We start from the raw sequence: 22,865 nt of genomic DNA on the forward strand, positions 1-22,865 counted from the left end.
GTTTTATCGAGCACTGTGGTGATTCACCTCAAAAGGTTTGTTTGTATGATTAATATCAATAACAATCGATAAGTTAAATATTCGTAACAATAAAAATGATTCACTGCTGCTTTAATTCAATCAGTGATACTCAGGAGTAAGTAATGAAAAAGAGTTTAATTGCCGCAGCATTAGCTGCCACATTTATTACCGGTTGTTCAGAGCCGCAAACAACAAAAACAGACGAGCAACAATCTAAAGTAGCCACTGCAGCAGTAACAGAAAAAGCAGAGTTAGGCAGTTTTGGTGTTGACCTAACAGCCCGTAACGAAGCCGTGAAACCAGGCGATGACTTTTTTATGTATGCCAGTGGCACGTGGTATGACAACTACGTAATGCCTGCAGATAAAACCCGCTACGGTGCATTTTCAGGATTAGCTGAGCGCAGTGAAGACGATGTTAAAGCTATTATTGAAGAAATAGCCGCACGTAAAGATTTAAACGCAGAAGAAAAACTCGTTGCTGATTTTTACAATGCCTATATGGATACCGAAACACTTAATAAACTAGGTGTAGCGCCTATTAAGCCATTGTTAAGTGAAATTAATGATATATCGTCGACTGACGATTTAGCTGAAATGTTTGGTAAGTCTTGGTTAACCGGTAATAAAGCCCCTTTTGGCGGCGGTATGTGGTTTAATCGCCTAGACCCTAACAAATATGAAATGTCACTAGGTGCTGGTGGTTTAGGCTTACCAGATCGCTCTTACTACCTTGAAGACGCTGAGCGCTTTGTAAAAACCCGTACAGCTTATGTTGCTCACATTGCTGACATGCTTGAGTTTACAGGAGTCGAAAATAGCGCAGAGCGTGCTCAAGCAATTGTTGATCTTGAAACCAAAATTGCACAAGGTCACTGGCCACGTGAAAAGCGCCGTAATCGCGATTTAACCCTAAACCAAATTGAACGTGCCGATTTAAGCACTGCTTATCCTGGCTTTAACTGGGATTTATATTTTGCGCAAACAGGCTATAAAGTACCTCAGTTAAATGTATCTCAGCCTGAACCAATAAAAGCGATGATTGAGCTAATCAATCAAGAAGATATTGCAGTATGGAAAGACTACCTAACGTATCACGCTATTAGCGGTAACGCAGGTTTACTATCAGAAGACGTATTTAATACTAACTTTGCTTTTTTTGGTAAAGAACTAAACGGACAGCAAGAGCCTCGCCCTCGTTGGAAACGTGCAATCAGTGAAATGTCGGGCACAAGTTCGCTTGGTTTTGCTATTGGTAAAATATACGTAGCGCGTTACTTCCCTGAGTCATCAAAACAACAAATGTCAGAGCTGGTTGAAAACCTTCGTAAAGCCCTGGGTGAACGTATTGATAACCTTGAGTGGATGGGTGATGCAACTAAAGTAAATGCGCGCGCTAAGCTTGCTGCATTTGTACCAAAAATTGGTTACCCCGATGTTTGGCAGTCTTATGAAGGTTTAAGCATTACTAAAAACGATTTGATTGGTAATGTGAAAAACATGCGTGAGTTTTTCCACGCAGAAAGTGTTGAAAAAGAGCTACAAAAAACAGACCGTAACCGCTGGGGCATGACGCCACAACGCGTAAACGCTTACTACAATAGCTCGTTTAATGAAATTGTATTTCCGGCTGCGATACTACAACCACCGTTTTTCGATCCAAATGCCGATCCGGCTGTAAACTATGGCGGTATTGGCGCTGTAATTGGTCACGAAATGGGTCATGGATTTGACGATCAGGGTTCAAAATCAGACGAAAACGGTGTACAACGTAACTGGTGGACTGATGCTGACCGCGCTGCATTTGACAAAAAAGCCGATCAACTGGCTGCGCAGTACAGTAAATACGAGCCAATCGAAGGTAACTTTGTAAATGGACGAAATAGCCTTGGCGAAAACATTGGTGATGTAGGTGGCTTATCAATGGCCTATCACGCGTACAAGCTAAGTTTAAATGGTAAAGAAGCGCCTGTAATAGACGGCGTGACTGGCGATCAACGTTTCTTCCTTGCGTGGGCACAAGTATGGAAAGAAAAACGTACTGAGCAAAGCATGCTTAACCAACTTCGTGGTGGCACACATGCCCCAGGTCGCTTTAGAGCACAAGCACCACGCAACCACGATGCATGGTACAAAGCGTTTGATGTAAAACCAGGCGATGAGTTATACCTTCCTGAAGATGAACGTGTACGTATTTGGTAACTAGTATATGAGGCTATTAATTTGCCTCGTGTAATTATATTACTCAATTAGGCAACTCATTAAGTGAGTTGCCTTTTTATTGGGTTAAATTTGCTCTTAAACCTTCTTTAAGTCAGTACCAAGACGCCTCAATAAAACGTATTTTAGATGGTTTTTAAACGCGGCTGTTCTAATCTGTTTTAATACTTACTAGCCCTTGAATGCATTTACCTTTAGAATACGCATTATAATTTTATTCTATTATTTACATATATTAAGGCGAAACGCAGATGGGAAGAGCTTACCAAAACAAAAAAGATTCAATGGCTAAGACTGCGGGTGCTAAAACTAAAGTTTATTCTAAGTACGGCAAAGAAATTTATATTTGTGCTAAAAACGGCGGTGTAGATCCAGATGGTAACTTATCATTACGTCGTTTAATTGAACGCGCTAAAAAAGACCAAGTGCCAGCACACGTTATTGACCGCGCAATCGACAAAGCAAAAGGCGGCGGCGGCGAAGACTACTCAGCAACACGTTACGAAGGTTACGGCCCAGGTAACTGTATGATTATTGTTGATTGTTTAACAGACAATAACAAGCGTACCTTTGCTGATGTACGTGTTTGTTTTACCAAAGCAAATGCTAAAATTGGCGCTCAAAACTCTGTTTCACATTTATTTGATCACCTTGCTATTTTTGTATTTGACGGTGATGACGACGAAGCAGTACTTGAAGCTCTTATGATGGCTGATGTTGATGTAACTGACGTAGAAGTTGATGACGGTAAAGTTACTGTTTTTGCTCCTCACACAGAGTACAACAATACGCGTACAGCGCTTGAAGAAATGGGTGTGACTGAATTTGACGAAGACCTAATTAGCTTTGTGCCACAAATTGAAACGCCGATTGAAGGCGAAGACGTTGAAGTTATGGAACGCTTTTTAGCAATGTTAGAAGATTGCGACGACGTACAAAACGTTTACCATAACGCGCAATTCTAAAGAGCGATTTAGTAAGTTAGAACGACTTTAAGCCAACAGCTATGTTGGCTTTTTCATTTTTAGAACATGGTATTAATATGAACTCCCTTAAAGAGCTTAAAAGTGGCAAACTTGCTGGTGCTACTCGCCTGCAATTAGTAGAAGAGCTAACAATATTCCCGGAAGAGATTTTTAGCTTAGCTGACACGCTTGAAGTTCTCGATTTATCAAATAATAACTTATCAACACTACCTGATGAATTTGCCTGCTTAACACACCTTAAGCGTGTATTTTTATCGTTTAATCAGTTTAAGCATATTCCTGCGGTTTTAGCTAAATGCCCTGCTCTGATAATGGTTGCATTTAAAGGCTGTAAAATAACTGAGTTTAGTGATTATTGTTTACCAAAAAATATTGAATGGCTCATCCTCACCGATAATAATATTACTGAGCTACCGCAAAGTTTTGGCCAATTTACCCAACTTATAAAGCTCGCGCTTGCGGGCAATCAACTTAAGCAACTGCCAAGTAGCATGGCGCAGTGTAAAAACCTCGAGCTTGTTAGGCTCTCTGCTAATAACTTAACACACGTAGACGACTGGCTGTTTGAACTGCCTAAACTTGCTTGGCTTGCGTTTGCCGGTAACGATTTTAATAAAGCCCAGTGCCTTACAAAGTGCAGCTTAGAAAATAACCCGCTTAACGATTACACACTTAGTCATGTTATTGGCCAAGGTGCATCGGGCGTTATTCATTTAGCGCAAGCTGCTGATAGCGCTGTAGCGATTAAATTATTTAAAGGTGCAATTACCAGCGACGGCTACCCGCTTGATGAAGTGAATTGCTGCTTACAAGCAGGCGATCACGCTAATTTAATTAAAGTACTTGCCTACATTGAACAAAGTGATCAGTTAGGTTTAGTGATGGAGCTAATAGATAAAAGCTTTGCTAATTTAGGCCTGCCTCCAAGCCTTGAAACCTGTACGCGTGATACCTTTAACAATGATTGCCATTACTCAACTCACGCTATTTTAAAAATTGCACAGCAAATGGTAAGTACACTGCATCACTTACATGTTCGTAAAGTAAGTCACGGCGACATTTATGCGCATAACACTATGGTTAACCAAAACCATGACGTTCTGTTTGGTGATTTTGGTGCTGCAACTAATTTAACGAAGCTAAGTGAGTATCAACAAAAGCAACTAGAGTGGATAGAAGTAAGGGCTTTGGGCTGTTTAATTGAAGACTTATTAGGCACGGTAACCGGTGATGATAGGCAAAGTGAGCTATTTGATGAAATGTCCGATATGGCAAAGTGTGCTATGCAACCTTCATTAAATCAAAGACCTACATTTACTGAGTTATTAGAAGAGCTAAATATATAATTAAGTAGAGTTATAAAAAAGAGCAACGCGTAGCACGTTGCTACTTTTTTAGTTTATGTTTATTAAATTAATCGAGCTCATTTAGTGCGCTTAAACGGGTAAACCTGTTGTTTAAGCATACCTACCGGCATGTAATCCCCGACTACACCATACGCCTCTGGCCACTCTTTTTGGCCTTTAACAGCAGTACCAAATGCGTAGTCTAAAAACGAAAAATGCGCAGCGTAATTGCGGTCAATTGCGGCTTTATCTGACGCATGATGCCAATGGTGAAACTGCGGTGTAACCATAAAATATTTTAGCCAACCAAATTTCACACGCACATTTGCATGGTTAAACACAGCCTGTAAACCCACAATTATTACGTATAAACTAATTATTTGCTGTGAAAATCCAAGTACAAATATAGGCGTGAGCACTAAGCTGCGCGTTACGAGTATTTCAAGAATATGTTGGCGAGAGCCCGCTAACCAATCCATTTCTTTAGCACTGTGATGTACGCCATGAAAGCGCCATAATAAAGGGACTTCGTGATAAGCACGATGCACCCAATATTGCATTAAATCAGCCACGAGTATTATTAAAAACAACTGCACTACAAATGGTGTTTGCTCTATATAACCTTGTACCGTAGATGATACAGCCCAGCCAAAACCATAATGCACAAAGTGGTTAGTAACGAGTAATACAAAACCAATAATTAAATGGTTTACGAAAAAGTGGTTTAAATCGCCTCGCCATTCGCTACGTAATATTTTTTGATCTTTTCGATGGGGTAGCAGCTTTTCAATAACAATAAATATGAGTGTTGAGCCGAGTAAATCTAAAATAAACCAATCGAGCCCTATGTAAGGTGTGTCGCTGGCAAACTCGTTCACCTCAACGTTTGGTCCGCCAAACATAATTGCCAGAATAATAAAAAACCACGCTGTAGCCCCTAAACGCTTATTGGTATTACGTACAAAGTTAAGTAGCCCTAAACTACCCGAGACCAATAATGATGCAAACATAAGCTGACGTAAAAAGTCGACACTGTAGCTTTTCCTCAGCTCTGGTGTAGTTAAGTATTCAGGAAAGTGAAACGCTAATACGCCTAAGCAACTCAGTATTGCTAAAAAGCAGGCTATGTAGCCACTTATGTTGCCCTCACCTATCTGAAGATGATTTGTGCGAAATACCTTTCGTGATAAAGCTCTGATCATTTTTATTATTCCTTGCTTCGTTGAGTTGATTAAATACAACGAAATTCCATTGATTTACACACCCACATATTAACAAAATTTAGGGTATAAAAAATACAAATAGTTCCCTCCATAGTCTGAGTTGCAAATATACAGATAAACCAAACGCAAAAAAGCCACGCAATGCGTGGCTTGGTTGGATAAAGCTAAAACTTTACATCATTAGGGCTGTATTATAAAAACGCACCTAATGCTTTAACTTGGTCTAACATGCGGTTTGAGAAACCCCATTCGTTGTCGTACCAAGCCATTACTTTAACTAGATTGCCATCGGCTTTAGTTTGCGTTGCATCAAAGATAGATGACGCTGGGTTATGGTTAAAGTCGATAGAAACAAGCGGAAGCTCATTATATTGTAAAATATCTTTCATTGAACCCGTTGATGCTTCTTTCATGATTGCATTGATTTCTTCTGCAGTCGTATCGCGCTTAGTAATAAACGTAAAATCAACTAAAGATACGTTGATTGTTGGTACACGTACCGACATACCGTCTAATTTACCAGCAAGTTCTGGTAATACTAAACCAACAGCTGCCGCAGCACCTGTTTTAGTTGGGATCATAGATTGAGTCGCACTACGAGCACGGTATAGATCTGGGTGGTATACGTCAGATAGGTTTTGATCATTCGTATAAGAATGAATCGTTGTCATACTCCCCTTTTCAATACCTACGGTGTCGTTAATTGCTTTTGCAAGTGGTGCTAAACAGTTAGTAGTACACGATGCATTTGAGATGATTTGGCTATCAGCGTTAATTACATCGCTGTTTACACCATGAACCACTGTTGCATCCATATCTTTACCTGGAGCAGAAACGATTACTTTTTTAGCACCCGCTGTAATGTGCTTAGCAGCGTCATCACGTTTAGTGAAAAAACCAGTACATTCTAAAACGATATCTACGTTTAGTGCTTTCCACGGTAAATTTGCAGGGTCGCGTTCTTGCGTTAACGTAATTACGTCATCGTCAATTAACATGGTGTTATTTTCAAGTGTTACTTTTTTAGAAAATTGACCATGAACTGAGTCATACTGCGTTAAATGTGCATTAACGTTAGCAGGTGCTAAATCGTTAATTGCTACAATTTTAATTTCGCTGTTTTGAGCTGACTCATAAAGTGCACGTAAAACATTTCTACCGATACGGCCGTAACCGTTAATTGCTACATTAATCATTTTAGACTCCTATTTAAGTTCACTTGCTTGGCGAGCAAGCGCTTCAATTGCTTGCCAGTCTTTATTTTCAATTAGTTGTTTATCTAGCATCCACGTACCACCCACACAAATAACGTTGTTAAGCGCTAAATAGTTCGGTGCAGTTGCTAGGCTAATGCCGCCAGTTGGGCAAAAAGTAATATGTGGTAATGGGCCACCGATTGATTTAAGCATTGCTGTTCCGCCTGCAGCTTCTGCAGGGAAGAATTTTAAATACGTAAAACCATGCGACGCAAGTTGCATAACTTCACTTGCAGTTGCAGCGCCCGGTAAAAATGGTATATCTGATGTTTTAGCCAAAGCAATAAGCTCATCGCTCACACCTGGACTCACCATAAAATCTGCACCTGCGGCAACCGAAAGATCAAAACTTGCTTTATCTACTACCGTACCAGTACCTACATAGGCTTCAGGTACTTCTGCTTTCATCAGCTTTACAGCTTCTGCAGCAATAGGTGTACGTAGTGTTATTTCTAAGGCTTTTAAGCCACCGTTATATAACGCTCTTGCAAGTGGTGCTGCATCTTCTAATTTTTCGATTACAACCACTGGCACTACGGGTGCCGATGCTAAGATTTTTTCAATACTCATTACTTGTTCCTCATTACCCAGTATGGCTAATATTTATTCAAGTCCAAAAGCACTCGCGCCTAAATCAGCGCTGCTTACGATATTTCTAAATCCAGTAAATAATTCGCGACCTGTACCAAATGTTGCACTTGGCAGGCTAAGTTCTGCTTCACGTTTAGCAAGTTCTTCGTCGCTAACGTGTACTTTTAATATTCCGTTTGGCGCATCAAGTGTCACTAAATCACCTTCTCGGATTTTAGCAATAATGCCGCCTTCTACTGCCTCTGGTGCTAAGTGAATAGCAGCTGGTACTTTACCTGATGCACCCGACATACGACCGTCAGTAACAATGGCTACTTTAAAGCCTTCATCTTGAAGCGTTGCCATTACTGGCGTTAATTTATGTAGCTCTGGCATACCTTTCGCTTTAGGGCCTTGCTCTTTTAGCACGGCAATAAAGTCTTGGTTTAATTCGCCACGCGTGTATGCATCTTGCAGAGCACTTTGTGAGCTAAACACTTTTGCAGGAGCAGTAACAACCTGATGTTCAATAGCAACAGCTGACACTTTAATAACAGCTTTACCTAAGTTACCCGTTAGAAGTTGCAGACCACCTTGCTTACTAAAAGGGTTACTCACTGGGCGAAGTACTTCTTCATCGTGTGAGTTTGCTGGGCAATCTACCCATTTAACTTTAGTTGGGCCGGTTGAGTTGCTCATGATCAGGCTATCGTCTTTATCCAAACGAGGCTCTGTCATGTAAGGTGCTAAACCATCGCCTAGCATTGTTTTAACGTCTGTGTGTAAGTAACCAGCGCTTGCTAGCTCTCGCATTAAGAAACCCATACCGCCAGCTGCTTGGAAGTGGTTTACATCTGCAGAGCCGTTAGGGTAAATACGTGTAAGTAGTGGTACAACTTCTGATAAATCAGACATATCTTTCCACGTAACCTGAATGCCGGCAGCTTTTGCTATCGCAACAATATGAATTGCATGGTTAGTAGAACCACCTGTAGAAAGCAGGCCTACTAAACCGTTTATAATCGTTTTTTCGCTGATCACATCGGCCAAACACGGGCTTTCTTTATCATCTGTAAGCTGCTTAAGCATAGTTTCTACAGCATTACCTGTAAGACCATCACGAAGCTCAGTGTAAGGATTAATAAACGAACTACCAGGAAGGTGTAAGCCCATTATTTCCATTAACATTTGGTTTGAGTTTGCAGTACCGTAAAACGTACAAGTACCTGCGCTGTGGTAAGACGCGCTTTCAGCCTCTAATAAGTCTTCGCGACTTACTAAACCTTGTGCAAATTTTTGACGAATACGTGCTTTTTCTTTATTAGGAATACCTGACTGCATTGGACCTGCTGGTAAAAAGAACACAGGTAAATGACCAAACGACAATGCACCAATTAATAAACCCGGGACGATTTTGTCGCAAACGCCTAAACAAAAAACGCCATCAAACACATCGTGTGAAAGCGATATTGCCGTAGACATAGCAATTACATCACGAGAAAAAAGCGAAAGTTCCATGCCGTCACGCCCTTGCGTAACACCATCACACATTGCAGGAACGCCACCAGCAACTTGTGCTGTAGCATCGTATTTGGTAGCAATGTCTTTAATTAAATCTGGGTAGTCTTTGTATGGCACATGAGCCGATAGCATATCGTTATATGAGTTGATAATAGCAAGATTTGGCTGCTCATCAGCCTTTAAGCGCGCTTTGTCATCACTGCTACATGCAGCCATAACATGGGCTATATTTCCGCAACCTAAACCGGCACGAACTCTTGTTTGTTTTTTTGCGTGCGAAATACGTTCTAAATAATCTTGACGGGTATTTTTACTGCGTTCGATAACACGCTGGGTAACTTCTTGAATACGAGGATGTAACATAATTTAACTCATCTCTATTAGTTAGAGGATAAAGGCTCAGTAGCAACTACAGACTCCACGTAAATAACTGTACTGAGCATCTTTGATTTACCCGTTCAAAGGTACGCTACCAGGGAGCCTCTCACAACAGCCCTGACACCGGTGTCACTGTATTAACGCATAGCAATGACACCGGTGTCAACCCCGGGTAACAAAAATAGTTTAATATTTTAACATGACCGAATAATGACCTAATTGATTTTTAGGCACAAAGTATATTTTAGCAAGTTCAGAGCAAAAAAAAGCCCGAATAAGCGTCACTCATATTCGGGCTACTGTGAAAGTGTTTTTAACTCACTATTTTATCGCAGAGGTAGACTCGCGTGTAATCAAGCGTGACTCAAGCGTTACCTGATACGGCTGTTCTTGCGGTTGAGCGATGTGTGAAATAAGTTGAGTTACGGCTTGTTTAGTCATTTCTTCAACAGGCTGTGCAATAGTCGTTAAACCAGGCCAAATATGACGTGCAATGGGTGCATTATCAAAGCCGGCTATTGAAATGTCATCAGGCACTTTTAATTGGCGCTGGGTAGCTAATTTTAATACCGCTGCCGCCATGTAATCGTTTGATGCAAATACAGCTGTTGGCCTAGGAGATAAATCTAAAATACTGCGTGCACTATCTACACCTGAGTGATAACTAAAGTTACCCTCCTCTACTAAGCGCTCATCAAACTCTATTCCATGGCTTGCAAGTGAACGCCTGTAGCCTTTAAAGCGTTGTTGCGTGGCACTGTGATCCGGGTGCCCTTTAATAAACGCTATAGATTTATGCCCAAGACTAATTAGATGTTCAGTAATTTCAAATGCGCCTTGCTCATCATTACTACGAACTGAAATAGAATCATCTTGAAGTAAAGCTGACGCAACCCTTGCGTAAGGAATTTTTTTAGATTTTAAAAAAGTAACAAGCTCTGCAAAATCACCAAAAGGAGGTGTTAGCACAATGCCATCTAATCGAGAAGTCTGTAGTAATTGCTCAATATTATTTATAAGGGCTTCACCACGAAACTCACAAGGGTGTATCAATAAATTATAGTTATTTTCTTTACATGCTTCTAAAGCACCCGTTTGCACGCGAGTAATGTAGCTTTTACTTGGGTTATCGTAAAGACACCCAATAATAAAGCTACGATTTTGTGCGAGGCCTCGTGCAATTGGATTTGGGGTGTAATCGAGTTCTTTAAATACCGCAAGCACCTTTTCTCGGGTTGCAGCACTAACATTAGGCTCGTTATTTAAAACGCGTGATACGGTTTTTTTAGAAACACCAGCATGACTTGCCACACTGTTTATTGTTACTTTTTTCATCACTCTATTTTTCCAAATGCGAACAAGGAAAGCTCCTTATTTGCTGTTGTGCAAACACGCTGCGGCACCAATTAGTGGAATATTATCTTGTGTTACAAGTATTACAGGAATTTGCCCTGCGTATTGCGACATAATACCCTTTTGCGAAAATCGTTCAACAAAACGGCTCTCTAGAAGTCTTGCTTGCATACGAGGCAGTATTCCACCGCCAATAAATAGTCCGCCTAAAGCGCCGTAAACAACGGCTAAATCGCCAGCTACACTGCCGATCCAATCACAAAATTGATTAAGCGTTGCATCGCACACAGCACATTCACCGCTATTTGCTAGACTACTTATTTGCGCAGCATCTAAATTTTTAGCTGTTACACCCTTAACCGCAGACATCGCTTTGTATAAATGCGTTATGCCAGGGCCTGAAAATACAGTTTCGATAGAAACATGGGGATGATCTTTACGTAACTCATTTAATAGTAAAGTATCGAGTTCATTAACTGGTGCAAGCGATATATGCCCCCCTTCTGAACTTAAAACAGCGGTAGATTGCGACGTTCTAACTAAGCACGCGGCACCAAAACCAGTACCGGGACCTATAACACCAATGTTTGCATTATCATCAGCTTGACCTGATTTAACAATGACATTTTGTTTAGGATCTAAGTAAGGAGCCGCATATGCAAAAGCAGCAAAATCGTTAATGACTTCTAGTTGCTGTAAATCAAAATGAGTTTTAAATTCACTAACACTAAAATGCCAACCTAAATTGGTTAAATGTACCTGCCCAGCTTTTATTGGACCTGCAACGGCTAAACATGCGCGTTTGGGTGTAATATGCGAGACTGTTTGTAAATATTGCTCAAGCGCACTTTCAAGTGAACCAAAATTAGCACTAGGAAAAATATTAATGTGCTCTATTACAAATTGGTTAGTGTGCTCATTAAAAGCAGTTATTAAAGCAAAGCGGGCATTGGTGCCGCCAACATCAGCAACTAAGATGGGATCAAATTGGGCAGAAGAGTTTAGGCTCATAGTATTATCTCTTTTGTTAAGCGACTCGTGCTTATTATTTTACAATGGTATACCATTGTTATTTATACTTTGAGCTATCACCTCAAAGTAGCTATCACAGTAAAAAATGCTGCCTATAAAATATATAAACAGCGAATACGTTTTGACAACAAAATGATAAAACATTTATATTATGACACCGGTGTCAGCCGTTTATCAATAAAAATATACGTTAATTCACAAAAAGCTTGAAATTATTCATTAATAAACGAAAATGACACAATTATTTATCAAATTAATTAAGTTGTAACAATGAAAGGTAAAGCCACCTCATTTGATATTGCCCACTATGCAGGGGTATCTCAATCAACTGTATCTCGCGCTTTACGTAACAGCCATCTTGTTAATGAAGAAACACGTAAGCGTGTTTTCGATATAGCTAAAAAGCTTAATTATAAAGTTGATAAAAATGCCAGCAACTTGCGTACACAACAAAGCAGCACACTTGCATTACTTCTTTTCGAAGACCCTACTTCTGATGAATCACAAATTAATCCTTTCTTTTTAGCCATGCTTGGCAGCATTACCCGTGCTTGCGCTAAAGAAGGTTACGATTTATTAGTATCATTTCAATCGGCCAGTGCTGATTGGCAAGCAGACTATGAAGATAGCCACAGAGCCGATGGTATTATTTTACTCGGTTATGGCGATTACATTGATTACCAACCAAAATTTAACACCTTACTTGAACAAAACACTAAGTTTGTTTGTTGGGGTGCAACGGTTGATAATCGCCCAGATTTAACTGTTTGTTGTGATAACTACGGTGGCGGTAAGCTTGCCGCTGAGCACTTTATTGCTCACAGCAGAACTGATTGCGCTTTTATTGGTGATGCATCTGATCATAGCCCTGAATTCTTTAGTCGCTTTCAGGGTTTTAAAGATGAGCTACTGGCTAACAACGTAAAAATAAACGAGCGTAAAATGGCTAATGCTATATCAACTGAAGAATCTGGGTATCACGCCACTCGCTCACTCATTGCTAATAATATTAAATTTAACGCCTTATTTGCTGCAAGCGACTTAATTGCTATTGGCGCTATACGTGCACTTAAAGAAGCAAATATTAACGTGCCAAAAGATGTTGCGATAGTCGGCTTTGATAACATAGCCATTGCTAGTTATGTAAATCCACCGCTGACGACGATAGAGCAAAACACCACTGTTGCTGGGCAAATGCTCGTAGAGAACTTATTAAAACTGATACGTGGTGAAGAAGTACAAAGTACCCTATTAGCTCCTATTCTAATTCCTAGAAGGTCAAGCTGAGCCTGCCTGATAAAATAAAGCAGAATTAACAAAAGGTTTTAATTGGCAGTTACAACTACTTAAATTTTATTCAGTATATTTTTATCTATTCATTTCACTTTTCTTTCTGATGTATTCATATCTCACAAAAATTCAAAATTTAGATATAAAAAAAGCCTCTAACGAGGCTTTTTTATTAAACAACTTTTAACTCATACTAACAAGTTATTAGAAATCGTAAGACGCTGATAATTGAATTCTACGAGGAGACTGGTAAGCCTGAGCTAAACCAAATGTAGCATTTCCATCGCCAGCAGCTATTTCTGCAGCTTCGTCGTAACGAGTTTCAGTAGAGGCATCAAATACGTTAAATATATCCATAGCTAAACGAACTTTCTGATCGTTAAAGCGAAGGTTATAAGTAAAGTTAAGATCTAAACGTGCTGTCCATGGTGTAGTACCCATGCTGCCACGAGGGAAACGTTTGTCACCTACGTAGTAAGTATCACCGTATACGTATTGATCAGGGTCTGGAGTATAACCTTGACCTAAAGCAGTCCAAGGACGTCCAGATGCGATATTAACATTAGCACCAATTAAGAAGTCTTCTGTAACAGCAAAAGCACCATAAATTTTAATGTTATGACGACGATCTGCAGGTAGATTACCATTAGCACCATCCATTAAATAAGGGTAATCCCAATCTTGCGTAAGACCAGCATCATCTTGAGCATTATCAGATTTAACAAAACCTTCTGTATTACCATAGTTGTGAGACCATGTGTATAGCGCTTTTAAAGACCAAACCTGATCCCATGTTTTCTCTAATGTTAAATCAACTGATGCGTATTTACGCTTGGCTTCCGGGTAACCTAACTCTTGTGCAGTAAAGCTATATTCTTCAGTGGTGCCGTCACCATCAAGATCAAAATTGAAAGTAGCGCCATTGCCAGGATTAAATAAGAACCAGTTCTCACCTAAATATTCACCATTTTCATCATTAAAGATATAAGAACCATCATCAATTTGATTACCTAAAACACGGTAAGTTGCCTTGATACCCCATGACCAATCATCATTAATTGCTGCTTGATAACCAATCATATACTCATCGTTATACATTGGTTCAAGATCTTTATCAGATAAGGTATTTGATGGTTTTGCAGTACCGTCACCACCATTAGAAATAGCAGGATCACCTAGCTGAGTACCTAAACCAACAGGAGTACCGTCTGCGTTTAAGCCTTCATATGCATACCATGTTTGAATATAAGTCTCTGCACCAGCTAAACGGATATTAGTATTAGCTGCAACTGGTAGGTAATAACGACCAGCAGTGAAGAACAACTTACTATCGCCATCTCCATTAATATCCCAAGAACCACCTATACGAGGGGCAATTTGGTTATCAATAGAAACAAACTCTTCGCCATCTGCATTGTAGTTAGTAAAACTATCATTACGAAGGCCTAATGTTAATGTTAAATCTTCAGTAACTGACCATTGATCTTCAATATAAATAGCCCAGTTTTCTACTTCAAACGAACCGCCATTTTTATAATCGCGTACACGTGTTGTCTTCATTTCTTCAGGTAAGACATAACCATTAGCCAGTCTAGCGCCTTCTTCGTATGTACGATAATAGTAGTAAACGCCACCAGAGTTTTGTGTTGTTGAATCAGCTGTATTAGTTTCAGAATCATAACCAAATTTTAACGTATGCTCATCGTTTAGGTAATAATCAAAGTCAACGCGCAATTGCTCACGTTTATCTTCATTTTCACCAACGGTAAAGTTTACATAACACGTAGTATCCTCACCTAAATCGGCATCATAACCTGTAGGACAATCATCAAAGTCTGAGTAATCAGTTTCTGAAAACTTAACCTGACCAAACATTGCTGACATACTTAGATCATCTGTTAGGTTACCAGTATAACGAACTGCAAAACTTTCTCCGCCTCGCTTATGGTAAGCTGTACCACCATCTTCAGTGTAATTACCATTTCCTTGAGGGTCTGAAATTGTTTTTTCAGAATAAGTTCGTTTATCACTAAAGCCCCAAAGCATTAGTTGATGATCTTCGTTAATATTCCAGTCAAAACGAGCTAGGTAATATGGGTCATCATCTTTTTCAACTGTTAAATCTGTTTGAGATGCATTACCGTATTCGTAGTCAACATCTCTAGCCGTATAGATACCATAAAAGAACAAAGTATCTTCGATTATAGCTCCTGATGCATAAATATTTGTTTCAAAAGAATTATTATAATCATCTTGATTGTTTACGTATAAGTCACCAATACAATGGCCATCCGCGTCTTCACAGCGATCATTTTGCTTGTAAAGTGAATCAGGAGCTTGCTCACTTAACGAGTCAGATGAATAAATCGTTTCAACACCAAAGTGAAAATCATTAGAACCAGATTTAGTAACTGATGAGATTAATCCACCGGTAGTACGCCCGAACTCTGCAGAATAACCACCCGTTTTAACTTGGAAGCTATCGTACGCGGTAAATGGGATTGTTGCACCGCCAAGACCATTTCGGAAATTAGTCATATTTAGACCATTCACGTAATAAGCATTTTCAGCTACAGAAGCACCACCAAATGAAGCTTGGTCGCCAAAACGACTGTCCCCTTCAGTTGCGCCAGGCGCAAGCAATGCTACTGAAGTTACTGAGCGAGATATTGGTAGTAGCGATAATTCTTCAGAACTAATATTTAATGAAGACTCTGATGCAGAAACATCTATTGCACGAATAGAGCCACCTACAACAGCAATTCTTTCGATATTACCTGTAGTTAGTGGAATTTGAATGAGAGCTGTTTTACCTACCCCTATAACAACATCTTTAACTTGAGCTTGGTCAAAACCAGATTGGGATACTGTAATATCATATTTACCTACAGGCACTTGCTTAAGATCAAACTCACCATTTGCATCAGCAGTTAGTGTTTTAGAATAACCTTTGCTTTTATCTGTTATTGTTATTGATGCACCCGCTAATGAAACACCTGACTGAGCAGTTAAGCTACCTTTGATAGCGCCATTAACGTTATCTGCCATTGCTGGCATTGCCGCACTTAACGTCATTGCAACTGCTGCAGCAGTGAATGAGCGTTTAAATGTCTTAGAAAAATTATGGTTCATTTTTGATTTATCCCTAGATAATTAGATTATTATTTTTTATGTCTTACGTTAAATACTTTATATAACGCCTACTAATTTAAAGTATTTAACCCCCTTAACGTGTAAGGAGAAACAAATTAATAACACAATAAAAACAAACTTACCAACAAAATGCGACAGCAATTAACAGGAAAATCACCATAAAAAACAATAAATTAACAAAAAACCAAGGATAAAACCAAAAAACAAAATAAAAACAAAAAAACAAACATATAATTTACATTATTAGTTATTTGCAAAACCAACAAAATGAATAAAAAGCAGACTCCATTATTTATAAAAACAGCGCCATAAACACCATTAAAGAACAACTCTTATACAATTCACTTAAAACTCCCATCAAAATACTATCCCACTTAATTAGCATAAATATTCACACCACACTTCACAAACCCTATACCGTTGCAAAAAACGGAATTTAATTTAGAAAAAAAAACGCCTAATTAAAATCTTTTTTTATGTCATATAATTTCAAAATCATTACTTAAATGACTCGAAAACCACCAAATAATGATCCCAAACTCGTTTACCACTGAGTAAACGTACCTGCTTAATATATTTTGCATGTATCCAAACTTTAGGTGTAGCTGAGTTTGTGTCCTCACCCAACTTATAACCTGCTTTATTTACACCTATACATCCCACGCTTGTTTTACATCATTTAGCGCACTACTTGCTAATAACGTGAAAATAAGAGAGCGAAAAATAGCTAATACTATACCCACTGAATAATTGAGGTATCACGCCGTTCACTTATCGCCAATAACATAAAATTTAACGCATTGTTTGCTGCAAGCAATTCAGTAGCTATTGTTGTTATTCGTGCGCTTAAAGAAGCTAATATTAACGTACCAAAATTTGTTGCATCGGCTTTGTTATTACAGTCATTGCAAGTTACGTAAACTCACAACTAACTACAATAGATCGAAACACCACTGTTGCTGGGCAAATGTAGTAGAGAACTTATTAAAATTGATATGTGGTGAATAAGTACAAAGCGCCCTATTAAATCCTATTCTCACTCCTAAAAGGTCAAGCTGAGCCTTCTTTATTAAGCAAATACTGATTACATCTGTTCACATTCATTTACAAACAATAAAATCATATAATAAACAATAAATTAAAAAAAACACCACCCAAAAAACTATACTTTTTCATCAAAAAAACATCAATTACACATTCCATAGCAACAGCAAACTGTTAACTGCATTTACTATTTTGTTTCTATAATGTAAATTTATTGTGCTGCTATGATTTTGATCTGTAACTTTATAGCCTAAATAACAACAATATCTCAGGGATTTACATATGTTTAAAACTAAAGCTCTATCAAATGCAATAAGGTACTCTTTATTGCTAGGCTCTGTAGCCTTAGCGCCTAACGCGCTAGCTCAAGAAAATGACTTGAATTCAGACGTAGAATTAGAAGAAGAAGCACCTGAACGAATAGTTGTAACAGGCTCACGTATAAGAAAAGCTGAATTTTCAAATGCATCACCAATTCAAATTATCAATGGCGACTTATCTCGTGAAATGGGTTTATTTGATGCAGGCTCAATGCTTCAATCGACCAGCCAAGCGGCTGGTGCTCAAATAGATAATACATTTGGTGGTTTTGTACTAGATAACGGTCCGGGCGCTGCAACAATCGGATTTCGTGGTTTAGGTGCTGAACGAACTCTTGTACTTATTAATGGCCGAAGAATGGCGCCTGCTGGCGTTGGTGGTGCACCAACATCCCCTGATTTAAATTTAATACCTGGCGTAATGATTGAGCGTGTAGAGAATTTATTTGATGGCGCATCAACCGTTTATGGTTCTGATGCGGTAGCGGGTGTAGCTAACGTAATATTGAAAAAAGATGTTGAAGGTTTTATTTTTGATGCATCTTATCGTCAACCTAAAGGTGAAGGCGGTGAAGAAACTGTACTTTCGGGTATGTGGGGCAAAACCATGGATAATGGTTTTATCACTGTAGGCGTTGAATATTCAGAACAAAAATCTCAATCTTTATCTGGTAACCCTTTTGTTAAAGGGTGTGAAGAGCGTATTTGGGAAGCTGAAGATGGCAGTATCGTAACGAGAAACAGTGGCTATGGTCCTGTGGCGAGTGGTGAAGATTCATGTGATATTTTCCCTCTAACAAACCGTATTAGCGTACCTTCTTTCTTTGGTAGTGTTTATTACACTCCTAACTTTACAAACACTGGTATTCCAAACTTCAGCGAATCAACTGTACCATCAAGTCTTGAAGGATTTTTACCTTCATGGGTAGCTGGCGATTTCGATGGCGATGGTATTAATGATGGTGTATTTGTTGATGGTAACGGAGATGGTTTCCGTGACGTTGATTTCCAAGACCCTCTATACGCTTTCCAACAATCTGATTACTACAAAAGTGGTGATTACAGAAGTAAAAATGAACGTATTTCACTAATGCTTAATGGTGAATATAACTTCCAAGATGATAACGATACAACTTTCTACTACGAAGGTTTATATGCGAGTCGTAAATCACCAATTTTTAGCCCAGGTGCACAAATATTTCAACAAGTAGCGGCATCAAACCCATATAACCCTTGTGGAACAAACGGTATTGACTGTTTTGGCGTGTTAGGTGTGGGCCCTGGTGGACCAGAAGCCGTTCAGCCAATCATCAATATTCGTGGTGACCGTGATCAAACTGAGGTTGAAGTATCACAATATCGTTTAGTTACCGGTGTTACTGGTAATCTTGGTATGTTCGAAAACATTGGTTTAGACAATTGGTACTACGACGCGTCTGTATCGTACAGCGCATCTAAAGGTACTGACCACCGTGTTGGTATTGATGAAGAGCGCTTAATTAACTCATTAGAAACCGCTGTTCTTAATGATGATGGTACTGTTACCTGTGGTACCGGTTCTGATGGATGTGTTCCTGTTAATTTATTTGCAGACAGTATTTACCAAGAAGGTGGCGGTACGCTTTCACCTGAAGAAGCGGCCTATTTATTTATTGATCGCGACATCGAAACTAAAGTAAACCAGTTTGTTTTTAATGCATTCATGGGTGGTGACTTCTTTGCACTACCATGGAATAACGAAACTGTTGCAGGTATCGTTGGTATTGAATATCGTCGTGATGAGATTGAATCAAATCCTAATGCAGCAGCATCACAAGGCTTACTATGGGGCTACTTTGCTGACCAAGGCGCTGATGGTTCTCGTAATCTAAAAGAAATATTCACAGAAGTTGACTTCCCTTTACTTAAAGGAGTTAAAGGTGCTGAAGAACTTACATTTACAGCTTCTGGCCGTGTTTCTGAAGAATCTTTCTACGATGCTGAATCAACTTATAGTCTTAAAACTATCTACCGTCCTGTTGATTGGTTTACTCTTCGTGCTACAAAAGGTACTTCTTATAGAGCGCCAAACTTACGTGAACGTTTCTTAAACGGTACGTCTGGTTTTAATACAGTTGCCGATCCATGTGTTGTTCCGGAAGATGCTCGTAATATAGACCCATTGAACCCAGGTTCAGCAGCTACATATAATGCAGCTGAAGAAACACGTGATACAGCGGTACTAAACGCTTGTCAAGCATCAGGTATTGATCCAACTACTCTTGGTTTAGGTCAAGGTGGGACTGATTCATATACTGCTACTTACAGCGCTGAGATTGAAACTGGCGGTACAACTGAGCTTAGTGCTGAAACATCAGTGGCTAAAACATACGGTTTTATCTTTGAACAACCGTTCACTGATGCATTTGATTTAACAATGTCATTAACTCGTTTTGATATTGAAGTAACAAATAGTATTGCAGAGCCAAGTGCTTTCTACAGTATTGGTCAGTGTTATTCTGCAGATGGTAATGATGCTTTTTGTAGCCGTATAGGCCGTGACGAAAATGGTCAAATTGATTTAGTTGATGCTAGCTTTATCAATATTGGTTTAATCTCTTCTAAAGGTTTTGATTACAATATCTACTTTGAAACAGATACGGTAATTGCAGAAGAAAACTTAGGTATTACACTAGACCTTCAAGCCACGCGTATGACAGAGCAAGTTTTTGATGTACTTGGTACTATTGATGACAATATGGGTGAGCCAGATTCACCAGAATGGCGCGGTACAGCACGCTTACAACTTAAATATTCTGATTTTAGGTTTAACTGGGAAACACGTTTCATCGGTAAAGGTCGTGAAGATGAAGATGATTTAGGTGAATTCGAAGAAGGTACTGCAGGTTGTCGTGGTTTAACTGACGCAAATGGTGCTCCACTTAAATGTCGCCCTGTTGGTTTCACTGATGACTACTTTGTACATAACATCGGTATGACTTGGTCTAACGATGCTTATAAAGTGAACTTTGGTGTACGTAACGTATTTAATGAAGCTCCACCAAAAGTAGATCCAAATGGTTCTTTCTCAAATACTAACATCCCTCTAGGTGTTGGTTATGATACTTCAGGACGTAGCCCATACATCAGTTTTACAGCTTCTTTTTAATTAGAATTGGCTGAGTATATATTCAATCCAGATGGCCTAAAATTTTAGGCCATTTTTTTTGAGGGAATAAAAAATGAAACTTAAAAAAAGAATGTTAGTAGGATTTACCTTACTAAGCCTATCTTCTTTCGCTAATAGCGAAACTGAAGATGCGACACAAGTGAGCAATATCGATGCTTTCTCAATGTCATCGGCTATCCGTAGTGTTGTAGCATCACCTGATGGTAAGAAGCTTGCTATTTTAAGAGCGACTACCAAAAATGGTGACTATATAATTGAGATAAGAGATCCAAATAACCTAGAATCAGACCCCGTAAGGTTGGGCGCGGATAAAATGTTGATATCTTCCATCGTATGGTTAAACGATGAAAAAATTGGCGTTATGTTTAGACAAATACTAGAAGATGGAAGTCGCAAATACTGGGTTAATAAGTTTGCAATAACTGATGCAGATGGTAAAGGCGACTGGTTATTACCATTTAAGAAAAAGCGAAATGTTCAATTTAATATAATAAATATACTTCCAGACAAAAAAGATGAAGTACTTGTAGAAGTTGATATTAATAATAACTACATTCCAGATGTAGTGAGATTTAATATTAACACTGGACGAAGCGTTACTGTAATGCGCGGAAATGAAAAAGTCTCAGGCTCGTTTGTTTCTGACTACGATGGTGAAATAAGAATAGCCCAAGGTTGGAATAAATCTGATAACGCAATCGATTATTATGCCCGAGATAAAGGCAATGATGATTGGAAAGTAATTAAGCAAGTTAGTCCTAAAAAGCGTGAAAACTTTGAGATATTAGGATTTGCAAAAGGTAATCCTAACGAAGTTTATGTTAATGCCAACTTAGGCGAAAATACGACTGGCATTTATATTTACAATATTAAAACAGGTCAGTATTCTGAACGTCAATTTGGTCTTAAATCTGTAGATACAGACGGTGTTATACTTGATACCGACGGTACTTTACAAGGCTTTCGCTATACAACCAAGCAGCCTAAGTTTTATTTCACAGACCCAAACCTTCAAGCACTTAACGAATCTGTTGCTTCTTTATTTAAAGATAAATTTGTACAAATCATTAGTAGCTCTGATAACGATAACGTATTAGTAGTAAGAGTATCTGCTGACGATAATCCTGGCAGCTATTACATTGTTACTGATAAGCAGAAGCTGACTAAAATTGGTGATCGACTTCCGTTTATTGATAAAAGTAAATTAGGATCCGTTAAATATATCTCTTATAAAGCAAGAGATGGACGCAAAATAAAAGCATATGTAACCATTCCTGCGACTAAAGGTCCTTACCCTGCGATAGTACTTCCTCACGGTGGTCCTTGGGTGCGTGACTCTGTTGTATTTGATGACTGGGCGCAGTTACTCGCCTATCATGGTTACGTCGTTATTCAACCAAACTATCGTGGTTCTACGGGTTACGGTCTGGAGCATTGGATAGCCGGTGATAATAACTGGGGCTTAAAAAAACAAGATGATTTAGACGATGCTGCGCAGTACTTGATCGATAAAGGCTTAGCGACAAAAGATAAACTCGCTTTATTTGGCTGGAGTTATGGTGGTTACGCTGCATTTGCTGCATCTATGCGTGAAAATAACATATACAAATGTGTTGTTGCCGGTGCCGGGGTAAGTGATTTAAGTCGTATTAATGCAACTCTTAACGAAAATCGCTTTTTAAGTATCTTACAACGCCCTACGATTACAGGTGTCTCTCCTGTAGAGCAAGTAAATAAAGTAAATATTCCTATACTGGTTGTGCATGGTGATATCGACAGTCGTGTTCCAGTAAAACACAGTAGAGACTTCGTATCTGAGCTTGAAAAGTACAAAAAAGACTTTAAATATATTGAGCTTGAAGATGCCGATCACTTTTCTGATACGCTTTTCTACGATCATAAAAAAGAATTTTATACCGAGTTGTTATCATGGTTTGATAATAAGTGTGGCCTCAAATAATGTAACTAAAAAGTGACACTCATT

General features: G+C 39.0%; 13 protein-coding genes. 6 read left to right on the forward strand and 7 right to left on the reverse strand.

Annotated elements, in window-relative coordinates; all coding sequences use genetic code 11:
• Nucleotides 1-143: 143 nt before the first annotated feature.
• The 3 genes from QL995_RS12795 to QL995_RS12805 all read left to right on the forward strand — a co-directional run bounded on the left by QL995_RS12795 (nt 144) and on the right by QL995_RS12805 (nt 4,572).
• Nucleotides 144-2,222, forward strand: coding sequence for a M13 family metallopeptidase (locus QL995_RS12795; RefSeq protein ID WP_290294318.1), 2,079 nt, complete (start codon nt 144-146; stop codon nt 2,220-2,222).
• A gap of 269 nt (nt 2,223-2,491) precedes the next feature.
• On the forward strand, nt 2,492-3,205 hold the full coding sequence (locus QL995_RS12800; RefSeq protein ID WP_010555049.1) for a YebC/PmpR family DNA-binding transcriptional regulator: 714 nt from the start codon (nt 2,492-2,494) through the stop codon (nt 3,203-3,205).
• Between the two features lie 41 nt (nt 3,206-3,246).
• The gene (locus QL995_RS12805) at nt 3,247-4,572 is read left to right on the forward strand and encodes a leucine-rich repeat-containing protein kinase family protein (RefSeq protein ID WP_290294319.1); all 1,326 of its coding nucleotides are present in this window, start codon (nt 3,247-3,249) and stop codon (nt 4,570-4,572) included.
• A gap of 77 nt (nt 4,573-4,649) precedes the next feature.
• Here the strand turns inward: QL995_RS12805 and QL995_RS12810 are convergent, their stop codons facing one another.
• From QL995_RS12810 to glk, 6 genes are all read right to left on the reverse strand, one after another.
• Complete coding sequence (locus QL995_RS12810) at nt 4,650-5,774, reverse strand: sterol desaturase family protein (protein ID WP_290294320.1); 1,125 nt, start codon at nt 5,772-5,774, stop codon at nt 4,650-4,652.
• Nucleotides 5,775-5,986: 212 nt separating this feature from the next.
• Complete coding sequence (gene gap / locus QL995_RS12815; protein WP_007582622.1) at nt 5,987-6,991, reverse strand: type I glyceraldehyde-3-phosphate dehydrogenase; 1,005 nt, start codon at nt 6,989-6,991, stop codon at nt 5,987-5,989.
• A 9-nt stretch (nt 6,992-7,000) separates the two neighbouring features.
• Nucleotides 7,001-7,621: a bifunctional 4-hydroxy-2-oxoglutarate aldolase/2-dehydro-3-deoxy-phosphogluconate aldolase gene (eda, locus tag QL995_RS12820; RefSeq protein WP_024590106.1), complete on the reverse strand. Its 621-nt coding sequence runs from the start codon at nt 7,619-7,621 to the stop codon at nt 7,001-7,003.
• 33 nt (nt 7,622-7,654) lie between these two features.
• The gene (edd, locus tag QL995_RS12825; protein WP_007582619.1) at nt 7,655-9,505 is read right to left on the reverse strand and encodes a phosphogluconate dehydratase; all 1,851 of its coding nucleotides are present in this window, start codon (nt 9,503-9,505) and stop codon (nt 7,655-7,657) included.
• 336 nt (nt 9,506-9,841) lie between these two features.
• Nucleotides 9,842-10,855: a LacI family DNA-binding transcriptional regulator gene (locus QL995_RS12830; RefSeq protein WP_007582617.1), complete on the reverse strand. Its 1,014-nt coding sequence runs from the start codon at nt 10,853-10,855 to the stop codon at nt 9,842-9,844.
• Nucleotides 10,856-10,891: 36 nt separating this feature from the next.
• Nucleotides 10,892-11,884, reverse strand: a complete 993-nt coding sequence (gene glk / locus QL995_RS12835; protein WP_010555044.1) for a glucokinase — start codon at nt 11,882-11,884, stop codon at nt 10,892-10,894.
• Between the two features lie 291 nt (nt 11,885-12,175).
• Between glk and QL995_RS12840 the strand changes: the two genes are divergently transcribed.
• Entirely contained in the window at nt 12,176-13,192 is a 1,017-nt protein-coding gene (locus QL995_RS12840; RefSeq protein WP_290294323.1) for a LacI family DNA-binding transcriptional regulator, read from the forward strand.
• A 207-nt stretch (nt 13,193-13,399) separates the two neighbouring features.
• Here QL995_RS12840 and QL995_RS12845 read toward each other — a convergent pair whose 3' ends face one another.
• The gene (locus QL995_RS12845; protein WP_290294324.1) at nt 13,400-16,327 is read right to left on the reverse strand and encodes a TonB-dependent receptor; all 2,928 of its coding nucleotides are present in this window, start codon (nt 16,325-16,327) and stop codon (nt 13,400-13,402) included.
• 1,347 nt (nt 16,328-17,674) lie between these two features.
• Here QL995_RS12845 and QL995_RS12850 point away from each other — a divergent pair.
• Together QL995_RS12850 and QL995_RS12855 are read left to right on the forward strand one after the other, a co-directional pair.
• Nucleotides 17,675-20,860: a TonB-dependent receptor gene (locus QL995_RS12850; RefSeq protein WP_101164482.1), complete on the forward strand. Its 3,186-nt coding sequence runs from the start codon at nt 17,675-17,677 to the stop codon at nt 20,858-20,860.
• A 73-nt stretch (nt 20,861-20,933) separates the two neighbouring features.
• A complete protein-coding gene (locus QL995_RS12855) occupies nt 20,934-22,841 on the forward strand; it encodes a prolyl oligopeptidase family serine peptidase (protein WP_290294325.1) in 1,908 nt (635 codons plus the stop codon).
• Nucleotides 22,842-22,865 lie beyond the last annotated feature (24 nt).

The organism is Pseudoalteromonas sp. APC 3358 (genome assembly GCF_030408075.1).
Taxonomy (GTDB): Bacteria; Pseudomonadota; Gammaproteobacteria; order Enterobacterales; family Alteromonadaceae; genus Pseudoalteromonas; species Pseudoalteromonas arctica.

Coding starts and splice junctions, on each gene's coding strand:
- edd (WP_007582619.1), bottom strand. CDS start 9,505: ATGTTACATCCTCGTATTCAAGAAGTTACCCAGCGTGTTATCGAACGC.
- glk (WP_010555044.1), bottom strand. CDS start 11,884: ATGAGCCTAAACTCTTCTGCCCAATTTGATCCCATCTTAGTTGCTGAT.
- gap (WP_007582622.1), bottom strand. CDS start 6,991: ATGATTAATGTAGCAATTAACGGTTACGGCCGTATCGGTAGAAATGTT.
- QL995_RS12805 (WP_290294319.1), top strand. CDS start 3,247: ATGTTGGCTTTTTCATTTTTAGAACATGGTATTAATATGAACTCCCTT.
- eda (WP_024590106.1), bottom strand. CDS start 7,621: ATGAGTATTGAAAAAATCTTAGCATCGGCACCCGTAGTGCCAGTGGTT.
- QL995_RS12850 (WP_101164482.1), top strand. CDS start 17,675: ATGTTTAAAACTAAAGCTCTATCAAATGCAATAAGGTACTCTTTATTG.
- QL995_RS12845 (WP_290294324.1), bottom strand. CDS start 16,327: ATGAACCATAATTTTTCTAAGACATTTAAACGCTCATTCACTGCTGCA.
- QL995_RS12855 (WP_290294325.1), top strand. CDS start 20,934: ATGAAACTTAAAAAAAGAATGTTAGTAGGATTTACCTTACTAAGCCTA.
- QL995_RS12800 (WP_010555049.1), top strand. CDS start 2,492: ATGGGAAGAGCTTACCAAAACAAAAAAGATTCAATGGCTAAGACTGCG.
- QL995_RS12830 (WP_007582617.1), bottom strand. CDS start 10,855: ATGAAAAAAGTAACAATAAACAGTGTGGCAAGTCATGCTGGTGTTTCT.
- QL995_RS12795 (WP_290294318.1), top strand. CDS start 144: ATGAAAAAGAGTTTAATTGCCGCAGCATTAGCTGCCACATTTATTACC.
- QL995_RS12840 (WP_290294323.1), top strand. CDS start 12,176: ATGAAAGGTAAAGCCACCTCATTTGATATTGCCCACTATGCAGGGGTA.
- QL995_RS12810 (WP_290294320.1), bottom strand. CDS start 5,774: ATGATCAGAGCTTTATCACGAAAGGTATTTCGCACAAATCATCTTCAG.